Origin of the sequence: Clostridium polyendosporum, assembly GCF_018332455.1 — a bacterium.
Lineage (GTDB): Bacteria > Bacillota > Clostridia > Clostridiales > Clostridiaceae > Clostridium_AY > Clostridium_AY polyendosporum.
The window spans coordinates 60091-72343 of the sequence record NZ_BOPZ01000014.1; the positions used below are offsets into that span (position 1 = coordinate 60091).

14 protein-coding genes are annotated in these 12253 nt (G+C 30.3%); all 14 read left to right on the top strand.

Annotated elements, in window-relative coordinates:
• The first annotated feature begins 10 nt into the window (after positions 1–10).
• The 14 genes from mgsA (at position 11) to CPJCM30710_RS09435 (ending at position 12238) form a co-directional block, all read left to right on the top strand.
• Positions 11–373, top strand: coding sequence for a methylglyoxal synthase (gene mgsA, locus CPJCM30710_RS09370; protein ID WP_212903915.1), 363 nt, complete (start codon positions 11–13; stop codon positions 371–373).
• 330 nt (positions 374–703) lie between these two features.
• Positions 704–1489, top strand: a complete 786-nt coding sequence (locus CPJCM30710_RS09375) for a M23 family metallopeptidase (protein WP_212903916.1) — start codon at positions 704–706, stop codon at positions 1487–1489.
• A 21-nt stretch (positions 1490–1510) separates the two neighbouring features.
• A complete protein-coding gene (locus CPJCM30710_RS09380) occupies positions 1511–2374 on the top strand; it encodes a M50 family metallopeptidase (protein ID WP_212903917.1) in 864 nt (287 codons plus the stop codon).
• A 194-nt stretch (positions 2375–2568) separates the two neighbouring features.
• Positions 2569–4422 (top strand): TIGR03960 family B12-binding radical SAM protein, encoded by a 1854-nt coding sequence (locus CPJCM30710_RS09385; protein WP_212903918.1) that lies wholly within the window; start codon positions 2569–2571, stop codon positions 4420–4422.
• Positions 4406–5107 carry a TIGR03936 family radical SAM-associated protein gene (locus CPJCM30710_RS09390; RefSeq protein ID WP_212903941.1) on the top strand — a complete coding sequence of 234 codons (702 nt, stop codon included), beginning with the start codon at positions 4406–4408 and terminating at the stop codon, positions 5105–5107. The genes CPJCM30710_RS09385 and CPJCM30710_RS09390 overlap by 17 nt, the downstream gene beginning before the upstream one ends.
• 18 nt (positions 5108–5125) lie before the next feature.
• Positions 5126–6562 (top strand): Rne/Rng family ribonuclease, encoded by a 1437-nt coding sequence (locus CPJCM30710_RS09395; RefSeq protein WP_212903919.1) that lies wholly within the window; start codon positions 5126–5128, stop codon positions 6560–6562.
• A gap of 199 nt (positions 6563–6761) precedes the next feature.
• Positions 6762–7073, top strand: coding sequence for a 50S ribosomal protein L21 (gene rplU / locus CPJCM30710_RS09400; protein ID WP_212903920.1), 312 nt, complete (start codon positions 6762–6764; stop codon positions 7071–7073).
• A 3-nt stretch (positions 7074–7076) separates the two neighbouring features.
• Positions 7077–7451 (top strand): ribosomal-processing cysteine protease Prp, encoded by a 375-nt coding sequence (locus CPJCM30710_RS09405; protein ID WP_212903921.1) that lies wholly within the window; start codon positions 7077–7079, stop codon positions 7449–7451.
• A 4-nt stretch (positions 7452–7455) separates the two neighbouring features.
• Complete coding sequence (rpmA, locus tag CPJCM30710_RS09410) at positions 7456–7755, top strand: 50S ribosomal protein L27 (RefSeq protein ID WP_212903922.1); 300 nt, start codon at positions 7456–7458, stop codon at positions 7753–7755.
• Positions 7756–8173: 418 nt separating this feature from the next.
• On the top strand, positions 8174–9460 hold the full coding sequence (gene obgE / locus CPJCM30710_RS09415; protein WP_212903923.1) for a GTPase ObgE: 1287 nt from the start codon (positions 8174–8176) through the stop codon (positions 9458–9460).
• Between the two features lie 14 nt (positions 9461–9474).
• The gene (locus CPJCM30710_RS09420) at positions 9475–9780 is read left to right on the top strand and encodes a YhbY family RNA-binding protein (protein WP_212903924.1); all 306 of its coding nucleotides are present in this window, start codon (positions 9475–9477) and stop codon (positions 9778–9780) included.
• Positions 9781–9789: 9 nt separating this feature from the next.
• Positions 9790–10425: a nicotinate-nucleotide adenylyltransferase gene (nadD, locus tag CPJCM30710_RS09425; protein WP_212903925.1), complete on the top strand. Its 636-nt coding sequence runs from the start codon at positions 9790–9792 to the stop codon at positions 10423–10425.
• The gene (gene yqeK / locus CPJCM30710_RS09430) at positions 10404–10985 is read left to right on the top strand and encodes a bis(5'-nucleosyl)-tetraphosphatase (symmetrical) YqeK (RefSeq protein WP_212903926.1); all 582 of its coding nucleotides are present in this window, start codon (positions 10404–10406) and stop codon (positions 10983–10985) included. The genes nadD and yqeK overlap by 22 nt, the downstream gene beginning before the upstream one ends.
• Positions 10986–10999: 14 nt before the next feature.
• On the top strand, positions 11000–12238 hold the full coding sequence (locus CPJCM30710_RS09435) for an LCP family protein (protein ID WP_212903927.1): 1239 nt from the start codon (positions 11000–11002) through the stop codon (positions 12236–12238).
• Positions 12239–12253: the final 15 nt, after the last annotated feature.

The window sequence follows — 12253 nt, forward strand, 5'->3', positions numbered from 1 at the left end:
GGAGATATTTATGAATATTTCACTCATTGCACATGATAAAAAGAAAAATGATTTAATTGAATTTGTAAAAAGATATAAAAATGTTTTTGAAAAACATAAACTTTTTGCAACAGGAACTACAGGAAAAAGAATACAAGAGGAAATAGGTTTGGATGTGTATAGATTTCTTTCAGGCCCTCTTGGCGGTGATCAGCAGATAGGCGGAAGAATTGCTGAAGGAAATATGGATTTAATAATATTTTTAAGAGATCCACTTACATCACAACCACATGAACCTGATGTAGCAGCTTTAATAAGAGTTTGTGATGTTCATCATGTTCCAATTGCAACTAACTTAGGGAGTGCTGAAGTGTTTTTAAAAGCATTAAAGTAAATTTTTGTATATAGCAAAATCTGATTAAAGGTGAATAGGTTTGATACCTATTCATTTTTATTTTCTAAAATATTAAAGATACACAACTTTACTCCTTAAACAATTCATGAAAATAGCCTCGACATTCAATACTTTTCCTAAAATTCTTAATTCAATATGAACTTCTATATCATCGATTATAAATTCAGTTATGAAGTTGTGTATCTATATAGAATAAATTAAATTACAGTATATAGCATAAATTCTTTTATTCATATCATATCATTAAGTTATTTTTAATATATATATTATGAACTTTGTTATAAAGTATGAAACAAAGGGAGGATAAAAATGGGGAAGTATAACAATCAATATGAGAGTTATTATGCAAAAATTTTAGAACAAAGAAAAAATCAAGGCAATTATCTTCCTTATGCTAACTATGAAGGAAGTAACAGAGAAAGTACTAAAGAAAGTAGTTTTTGGGTAAGGAGATTATTCCAAGAACTAATAGGGGTATTATGCTTATTTGTATTTGTCATACTGTGCAAAACTGTAAACACACCTGAAACATTAAAAGTTTATAAGTTTTCTAAGGAAACAATAAATCAAAACTTTGACTATAAGAAATACATGTCAGAAGATTATGCTGTAGTTCTTGATAAGTTAAAATTTAAAAGTAATACGAGTTTAAGAGATAATCTTGAAAGTTATGTTGAAACTTTTAAGTCAAAGGTAACAGGAGATAAAACTCTAAATGAGAAAACAAAAGAAAGTTTTATCAAGCCAATACAGGGAAAAATTGATGAAGAAAGTGGTAAAAAGTTGGAGGACAACGGAGTAGTATTTGAGGCTCCAGAGAATACTGAGATTATTGCGGCTTTTGATGGAACTATAAAAAAGATTGGAGAAGAAAATCTTATAGGGAAGTACTTAGTAATAGACCATGGTAATGGAATAGAAACAAGGTATGGAAGTATTAAGGAAACAATAGGAAAAGAAGGAGATAAAATTGAGAAAGGAGAACTTATAGCAAAGAGTGGTAGCAGCTCAAAATTAGGCAAATCTTGTTTAATATTTAATTTTATTTATATGGGGGAAAATAAAATGCCACAGGATTATATTGTTTTGAACTAGTAATACCTTAGGGAGAGGAAAATGATAAAGCTCAGTAAATGGCTTATACCGCAACTTTTAATATTTTTAATATTAGGGTTTAAGGCCAAAATATTTATCGCTTTTTTGTGGATAATATTTCATGAGATATTTCATTATTTTGTAGCTAAAAGCCTTGGATTAAGAGTTGAGAATTTTAACATTCATCCTTTAGGAACAACCATTGAACTTTCAGAGTTTGATGAATTATCGCTAAAAGAGGAACTCATAATTTGCCTATCAGGTCCCATTGCTAATTTAATAATGGCTTTCGTTTTTTTCCTGTTAAATAATTTCATTGGTGGATACTTTATAGAAAATTCTATGGAAATAAATTTAGTACTTGGAATTTTTAATCTTATTCCCGCTTATCCACTAGATGGAGCTAGAATTATTAGAATTATATTAAGTACAAAAATGTTATATAAGAGAGCGTATAACATAACAGCATATTTAAGTTATATAATAGGAGTAGTATTTTTAGTATTTTTTATTTTTTTAACTTTTATACATAAGCTGAACCTAAGCTTGTTTTTTTCATCACTATTCATAATTTTTATAACCTATAAAGAAAAAGGAAGGGTAATGTATATAATCATGGCAGATATCATAAAGAAAAGAAAAAGATTTTTAAAAAAAAGATATATTGATAATAAAGATATATCTGTCTACCATAAGCTAGGTTTAGTAAATGTATTAGGGCTTGTGGATAAGAATAAGTTTAATACTTTTTATGTTTTGGATGGTGAAATGAAACTTTTATTTATAATCCATGAGGATGAACTTATTGAAGCACTTAAGCTTTACGGTAATATTTCTCTAGAGGAATATATAGGGATAAAAAATAGTTGGGTAGAAAAATACTGAGTATTAATTATTTAATAGCTGATAGTATATTGATAAGATAAATATAGGATAGAAAATAAACATTGGTTAATTTGTTTCATTGTGATAAAATAAATAAATGTAATTTACAAAGAAAGAAGTATAGAAATATACTTCTTTCTTTATGCTATAGATATCATAAATAATAATAGATTATTTGATATAGGAGGAAAAATATGATTAAGATTTCAGATGATATTTTATATAAAGTTGAAAAACCAGCCAGATATATTGGTGGAGAACTAAATCAGGTTGTTAAAGACCCAAGTATGGTTGACATAAGATTTGCTTTTTGTTTTCCAGACGTTTATGAAGTTGGAATGTCTCATTTAGGAACAAGAATACTCTACCACACCATTAATGAAAGAGAAGATACATATTGTGAAAGAGTTTTTGCTCCTTGGCCAGATATGGAGGAACAAATGAGAAATCATAACATTCCTTTATATGCTCTTGAAACTAAGGATTCAATAAGCAAGTTTGATTTTGTAGGATTTACGCTTCAGTATGAAATGAGTTATACAAATATTTTAAATATGTTAAATTTAGCAGGAATAACTCTTAGGGCTTCAGAAAGAGGAGAAGATGAACCGATAATAATGGCAGGAGGTCCTTGTGCTTATAATCCAGAGCCGCTTTATGATATCGTAGATTTCTTTGAACTTGGTGAGGGAGAAGCGATGATGAATGATGTACTGGATGTATATAAAAAGTACAGAGGTAAAGGAAAGAAAAAAGAGTTCTTAAGGGAAATTTCAAAGATAAGAGGAATTTATGTTCCTTCTTTATATGACGTTACATATAATCAAGATGGTACTATTAAGGAATTTAAGCCTAAATATGAGGATGTTCCCCCAGTAGTTAAGAAAAGGTTTATTGCTGAATTTGATAAAGTCTCCTTCCCTACTAATATGATTGTTCCATATACTGAAATAGTTCATGATAGAATTGTTCTTGAAGTATTCAGAGGATGTACGAATGGTTGTAGATTTTGTCAAGCAGGTATGATTTATAGACCTGTAAGAGAAAAAAGTAGATCAATGCTTACAGAGCAAGCCAGTGCTCTAGTTAAGGCTACAGGATATCAAGAAATTTCTTTAGCTTCTTTAAGTACTTGTGATTATTCAGATATTCAAAGTCTTGTTACAGAACTTATAGCAGAACATAGTGAGCAGAATGTAGGTATAGCTCTTCCTTCTATAAGAGTAGATGCTTTTTCAGTAGATTTAATTAAGGAGATTCAGAAGGTTAGAAAATCAGGATTAACTTTTGCTCCAGAAGCAGGATCTCAAAGAATGAGAGATGTAATAAATAAAGGACTTACTGAAGAAAGAATATTAGAAGCTGCAAAGAATGCATTTGAATCTGGATGGAGTACTATAAAACTTTATTTCATTATTGGACTTCCATATGAAGAAGTAGAAGATGCAAGAGAAATAGGGCTTCTAGCTGAAAAAATTGCGGATGAGTACTTTAAGGTACCTAAGAATATTAGAAATAAAGGGCTAAGAATAACAGTAAGTACATCAATACTTGTACCAAAGCCATTTACTCCATTCCAATGGGCAGCTATGGAAAGAATGGATAAAGTTCAAGAAAAGATTAATGCAGTTAGAGGAGCTATAAAATCAAGATCAATAAATTATAACTATCATGAGCAAAAGACTTCTTATATGGAAGGGGTATTTGCTAGGGGAGATAGAAAACTTTGTGATGTTTTAGTAAAAGCTTATGAAAAAGGAGCAAAGTTTGACGGGTGGTCAGAATACTTTAATTTTGAAATATGGAAAGAAGCTATGGAAGAGTGTAATGTTGATGGAGATTTTTATAATTATAGAGAGAGAAGCTACGATGAAATACTTCCATGGGATTTCATTGATATAGGAGTTAATAAAAAGTACATTGAGATTGAAAATGAGAGAGCAAAAAAAGCAGTAGTAACTCAAAATTGCAGAAAAGGATGTACAGGTTGCGGAATTGATGTAAACTTTAAGGAAGGGAAGTGCTTTGAAGGTGCGATATCTAATTAAATTTACTAAAGAAGACCAAATTAAGTTCATTTCACACTTAGATTTAATGAGAACAATACAAAGAATCATTAGAAGAGGGAATTTACCTATAGAATATTCAAAGGGCTTTAATCCTCATATGAGTTTATCAATTGCTAACCCTCTTTCTGTAGGTGTTTACTCTGCTGGAGAATATATGGATATAGTTCTTACAGAAGAACTTAAAGAAGATGAAGTAAGAGACAGGTTAAATGAAAACTCACCTCAAGGAATAAAGTTTTTAGAAGTTAAAAAAGTTATAAATATACCAAATGAAAAGAAAGTTCCACAATCAATGGCACTTATAGATGCAGCAAGATATACAATAAAGATAAAATACGATAATGTAGAAACAGTAGAAAAGGAAATAGAAGAACTTAATAAGAAGGATGAATGGATAACTACTAAAAAAAGTAAAAAGGGAGAAAAAACATTAAATATAAAGAATATGGTTAAGGAAATGAAGTATTGGGTTAATGATAATGTGCTTATTATTAATGCAATACTTAGCTGTGGAAGTAGAGAGCATCTTTCACCAGAGCTTCTTTCAAATCACATAAAGCATAATACTCAGAGGTCAAATGAGGATGCTTTTGTGGAGATTAAAAGGGAAGAAATGTTAGCATATAAAAATAATAAGCTTGTTCCACTATACCAGTATATTTAGATTTTGAGAGGAGTAACTATGAGAGAGCTTTTTATAGAGAGAAGAGAAAAGCTTCTGAGAATAGCAGTTAAGGAGAACAATACTCTTTCAGAATGTTTTATTGAAGAGGAAACTAATGAACCTCTTCCTGGAGAAATATATAAAGGAGTAATAAAAAATATAGTTCCAGCTATAAACTGTGCGTTTATTGATATTGGATTTGAAAAAAATGCTTATATGTACACAGACTCAACTATGAATAACATAAAAAAAGGTTATGAAATATTAGTAGAGGTTGTGAAGGAGCAGATTGGTACAAAGGGCGCAAAGGTTACACCTTTTTTTACTCTGCCAGGAAAATATATAGTATTAAGTCCAAAAAGAGAGGGAGTAGTATTCTCTAAAAAGATTTTAGATAAAAGTAAGTTGGATGATATAGAACAAGAGATAAAGCTTATTAATGGTATGGGATTAATTGTACGAACTAATGCCCAGCATGCTTCTTTAAATACAATAAAGGAAGAATTTAAAGAGCTTAATGAAATCTATAAGAAGATTGAAAGAGAATTTAATTATTCTCTAAAACCTAAAAAACTCTACGGTGAGAATTCTCTTCTTAATAAGGTTTTAAGAGATAATATAAATAGAGATACCGGAAGAATAATAGTTGATTCTCTTAAAGATTTTAATATAGTAGAAAGTTATATAAATCAAGAAGAAAATATAGAACTTCTTTTACATAAGGAAAATAGAACTCTTTTTGACTATTATGGAATTGAAAAAGAGATATTGAGTCTTAGAAACAATAGGATAAATCTGAGATGTGGTGGACACATAGTAATTGATAAGACTGAAGCAATGTATGTTATAGATGTTAATTCAGGAAGAAATACTACATCAAGAACCTTTGAGAAAACAATAGAAGAGACTAATTTGGAGGCAGCAGTAGAAATAGGAAGACAGATAAGAGTGAGAAATCTAAGTGGGATAATTGTAGCAGATTTCATTGATATGGACAAAAATGCCACTAAGGAAAAAGTTTTAAATACACTTAAAAATTCTTTAGAAGGAGATAAAAATAAATCTACCGTATATCCTTTTACTGAGTTAAACCTAATCCAAATTGCTAGAAGAAGAAGGGGAAAAAGTATATATGAATACATAGAGGAACCGTGTTATCTTTGTAATGGTAACGGAAAAAGGTTAAAGTTTTCTTATATAACACTCCTTATAAGAAATGAAATTCTTAAAGCTGAAGGAGAAAGTTCTATAAAAGATTTTTATGTGGAAGTAAATGCAATGTATAAAGAAAGCATTACAGGAAATATGTTTGAGTTCCTAAAGGAAATAGATGGAATTAGTAGGAATATATATTTAAATTTTGTTGACACGGTTGAATATTATAAGGTTGAGCCATTAATATTTAAAAATCAGATTGAAAATGTAAAGAAGTATATGGTCTCAATTAATAATTAAAAAAACCAATCCCCTTAAATTTTTTATATAAGTTATAAGTTAGTTTTGAGATGTTAAATCTTGATTCTAAAAACCGCTTTACAAAGTATGCCGTATATGGTAGAATGGCTTTTGTAAACCGCACACGAAAGGTTTTTAGTAAACACATTAATGTAATGTGTACCTGAAGTGGCGAGACCGTTATGAGGAGGTGTTTTTAATGTACGCAGTAGTTAAGACAGGTGGAAAGCAATTTAGAGTTCAACAAGGAGATGTGATCTTCGTTGAAAAGTTAAATGCTGAAGTAGATTCAACAGTTGAGCTTACAGAAGTTCTTGCAGTAGCAAAGGATGGAGAGTTAACAGTTGGTAAGCCAGTAGTTGAAGGTGCAAAGGTTGTAGCTAAAGTTGTAGCTCAAGGAAAGGCTAAGAAAATAGTAGTATTCAAGTACAAACCAAAGAAAGACTACAGAAGAAAAAATGGTCATAGACAACCTTACACTAAGCTAGTTATCGAAACAATCCAAGCTTAATTTATGATTACAGTAGTAATTAATAAAAGCTCGGAATACATAGTTGGTTTTGAGATTAAAGGTCATGCTCTTTCAAGGGAAGAATTAAATTCTGCTGTTGGAGAAGCTTATGATTTAGTATGTAATTCTATTTCTGTACTTTCTCAAAGTATATTAATAGGACTTACAGAAGTATTATGTTTCAATGTCAATTATGAGTTGAATGATGGTTTTTTATCCATAGATTTAAGAAGTTTGTCGAAAGAAGAGCTTGAAAAAGCACAGATTCTTTTAAAAACTTTTGAGATTAGTTTAGAGAGCATTGTTCAAAGTTTAGATCAGAGTTTTGGAAGTAAGAAACGACGTGAATATATAAATATATTAAAAGAGGAGGTGTAGTCAGATGTTAATAATGAACCTTCAATTGTTCGCTCATAAAAAAGGAGTAGGTAGCTCAAAGAACGGTAGAGACTCAGAATCCAAAAGACTTGGTGTTAAGTCAGCTGATGGAGAGTTTGTTCTTGCTGGAAATATCCTAGTTAGACAAAGAGGAACAAAGATCCACACAGGTGCTAATGTAGGTAAAGGTAAAGACGACACTTTATTTGCAAAGGTAGATGGAGTTGTTAAATTCGAAAGAATGGGTAAAGAAAAGAAGAAAGTTTCTGTTTACCCAGTAGAAGTTGAACAAATAGCTGAATAGTTTTTAATATAAAAGCACCCTTATATTAAGGGTGCTTTTTTAGAGTGTTAAAGACAAACTATTTTGAACTTTATAAGAATTTATATTAAGTCTATCTTATAGGTAACTTAATATAGTTTTTATGACAATATAAATTGAAATATATTTTTTATTTTTCTTTTTTATTGGTATATGTTACCATATTAATAAGATTAAATAAAGTTACTACTGTAAATAATATAGGTAAAGATACATAAGTTCAATTCTTAGTGAATTTTGTATAATAAAGCTTACCAGGCATTTTGTCTGCTTAGTTTTAGCTAGACTTCACTTTGTTAAGTAGTTGCAATAGTCTTGGTTTTAAATGCTTTTGCCAAAATTCTAAATTTAATTATGAAATTATGTATCAATATACATAGATAAGGTAAGGTGATGACTTATGTTTATAGATATAGCTAAAATTTTTGTTAAATCTGGAGACGGTGGCCATGGATCAGTATCTTTTAGAAGAGAGAAGTATGTTCCACTTGGCGGTCCAGATGGAGGAGATGGAGGAAGAGGTGGAGACGTTATATTTGTAGTTGACACTTCTATGACTACACTTCTAGACTTTAAATATACTAAAAAGTTTATAGCCGAAAAAGGTGTTAATGGAGCAGGTTCAAAATGCTACGGAAAAGATGGAGATGATTTAATAATTAAAGTTCCAATGGGAACAATCATCAGAGATATAGAAACTGAAAAAGTGATGGCAGATCTTTCACACCCAGGAGATAAGTATGTGGTGTGTAGAGGTGGTAAGGGCGGAAAAGGAAACGCAAAATTTGCTACTGCAACAAGACAGGCGCCTAATTTTGCTGAGCCTGGAATGCCAGGAGAAGAAAGATGGGTAGGTCTTGAACTTAAGCTTTTAGCAGATGTTGGGCTATTAGGATTTCCTAACGTAGGAAAGTCAACACTTCTTTCAGTTGTAACAAAAGCAAAGCCTAAGATAGCTAACTATCATTTCACTACATTAAAACCGAACCTAGGAGTTGTAAGTGTGCCAGGAATTCAATCTTTTGTTATGGCAGATATTCCAGGAATAATAGAAGGTGCTGCTGAGGGTGTTGGTTTAGGGTTAGACTTTTTAAGACATATTGAAAGAACAAGATTATTAATACATGTAGTGGACATTTCAGGAGTTGAAGGTAGAGACGCTGTGGAAGATTTTATTAAGATTAATGAAGAACTTAATAAGTATAGCGTAAAACTTTGGGATAGACCACAAATAGTTGTAGCTAATAAAGCAGATATGCTTTACGATGAAGATATTTTTGAGAATTTTAAGAAAAAAATAAACGAGATGGGATATGACAAGGTATTCAAGATGAGTGCTGCTACTTATGATGGAGTAGAAACAGTAATAAAGGAAGCAGCTAGAATGCTTAATGAAATACCTATAACTGATCTTGAAATATCTCCAGAAGATATGTACATACCAGAAGAAAAGAAATTCACATATACAATTAGAATAGAAGAAGAGGATGAATTAAAAGTTTATGTAGTTGAAGGAACCTTTGTTGACAGACTTTTAACTGCAGTAAATGTTAATGAACCAGATTCCTTAAAGTATTTCCATAAGGTACTAAGGAATAAGGGTGTTTTTGATGAACTAAGAGAAATGGGAATCCAAGATGGTGATATAGTAAGACTAAGGGATTTCGAGTTTGAATATTTATTATAATTTGGAGGTAACACATGATAACAAGTAAACAAAGAGCCTATTTAAGATCTTTAGCAAATGGAATAGAGTCTATATTTCAGCTTGGAAAAAATGGAATAGAAGAACCATTTTTAAATCAAATAGAAAGTGCTCTTGAAGCTAGAGAACTTATCAAAATAACAGTTTTAGAGAATAGTGGATACGGAACAAGAGAAGCCTCAGATATTATATGTGAGAAACTTGGGTGTGAGGGAATTCAAGCCATTGGAAGTAAAATGGTTTTATATAAAAAATCATTGAAAAAACCTAAGATTGAGTTACCTGTTGAAAAGAAAAAGTAGAGTATAATCATGAAAAAAGTAGGCATATTTGGTGGAACTTTTGACCCTATTCACATAGGACATCTGTATATTGCCTGTGAAGCACAAAGAGAGCTAGGGTTAGATGAATTAGTTTTTATGCCCAGTGGGAATCCTCCTCATAAGCAAAATAAGGAAATAACTTATGGACATATAAGATATGAGATGGTTAGTATAGCTATTAATGAATATCCTAATTTTAAAGTTAGTGACTTCGAGGTAAATAAAAAAGATTTAAGTTATACCTTTGAAACACTAGAGTATATTAAAGGACAGTTTGATGAAGCTGAGCTCTATTTTATTACAGGAGCAGATTGTCTGATTGATATAGACAAGTGGAAAAATGTTAATAGGATTCTAGAGCTAAGTAATTTTGTAGTATTTAGTAGGCCAGGATATTCAAAAGATAAGCTCTTAAAGCAAAAAGAGAAAGTAGAAAGTAAGTATAATAAACAAATAATCCTTTTAGATCTTCTACATATTGAAATTTCTTCTAGTCTTATAAGAGAAAGAATTAAAAAGGGCTGGTGTGTTGAATTTTTTCTTCCATCAGGTGTTAATAGATTTATAAAGGAACTGAATCTTTATGGTTGGGGGGAAAATATATGTGGACATATGAAGAAATAGATAAATATCTAAGATGTCATCTTACTGAAGATAGAGTGAAGCATAGTTTAGGAGTAGTAGAAACTGCTGAAAAATTAGCGGAGCTCTATGGAGTTAGTAAAGAAAAAGCAAAATTAGCTGCCTTAATTCATGATTGTGCAAAAAATATGAGAATAGATAGACAACTTTCTCTATTAAAAGATAATGGTATACTTATAGATGAAGTAAGCGAAAATTCTCCTCAAGTTCTGCATGGAAAAGTTGGTGCTATAATAGGAAAAAATCTTATGGGAATCGAAGATGAGGAAATTTTAAGCGCTGTTGAGTTTCATACTACTGGTAAAAAAGATATGTCTATATTAGAAAAAATCATTTACATAGCAGATTATATTGAACCCAATAGAGAATACCCTGGGATTAAAGAACTTAGAGAAATAACCTTTAAAAACTTAGATGAAGGGGTAATAAAGGGTTTTAATAATACAATAACCCATGTTATAAAACTTGGTCAACTTATACATCCTCTAACTATAGAGGCAAGAAATGATTTGCTTTTAAAAAATAAAGAAAAAAATAGTTAAAAGAAGGTGTAGAAATGGGTATAAAGGGGTCTAAAAATAATAAGCTTAAGAGAAGCATTTTTTTGCTTCTCCTCATTCTTTTTCTTGTAGCACTTGGTACAGGAGCTTTTTTTTACAATTATATTGGAAAATTTAGTAAAAATTATAATGGTCAAGAATTAAAAAATAAGGATATTGACTCTACCGTTAATGTCCTAGTACTTGGGATGGATATTGGGGATCCCAAACAAATGAATAATAAATCTGTTCAAAGAACTGATACAATGATAGTTATACACTATGAACCGAATGAGAAGAAAGCAATTTTAGTGTCAATTCCTAGAGATATACTTATTAATATAAATAAGTCTGAGCAAAAAATTAATAATGCTTATGCTTTAGGGGGAGATCAGGGTGTTAAAACAGCAGTAGAAAGTATTATAGATACACCAATAGATTATATAGTTAAAGTAGATTATGAGGGATTTAGAGGGCTAATTGATGCCATAGGTGGCGTAGAAATGACTATAGATAGAGATATGTATTATGACGATAATGAACAAAATCTTCATATAAGATTTAAAAAAGGTGAAACTGTACTTCTAGATGGAGAGAAAGCAGAAGAATTTTTTAGATGGAGAAAGAATAATGATGGAACTGGGTTTCCAAATGGAGATTTAGATAGAATTGAAAATCAGCACAAATTTATTTCAAAGCTAATTGATAAGAGCACATCAGTTTCCATATTACCTAAAGTAGGAAAACTATTAAATATATTGCCTAAGTATATAGAAACAGATATGCCGCCTAAAAACATAATGAGTTATGGATTGTCTTTTTTAAACATTAATAACAATGATGTGAAAATGTTTACGATTAAAGGTATACCTAAGGATATAAATAAAGTATCATATTTAATATATGATAACGAAAATAATGATGATATTTTAGCTGCTATTAACAGTGATACATCAGCAGCTTCATATTTTACAAAGAAGAACCTAAAGATTAAAATACTAAATGCCACAAGAATTTATGGATTAGCAGCTAATTGTGCAAAAGAACTTGAAAAAAAGGGATATAAAAATATAGTAACAGGTAATGCATATGAAACATCAAAAAGTGAAATACAGCTTAAGGACAAACAATTACGGAGTATTATTACTAATGACATAAAGATAGGAAAAGTTACGTCTATTTCTAAAAAAGATGAGGATTCTGATATAATAATTATATTGGGAAGAGACTACAAAAAATTTGGGGAAGAGCAGTAATTGATTTTATATTAT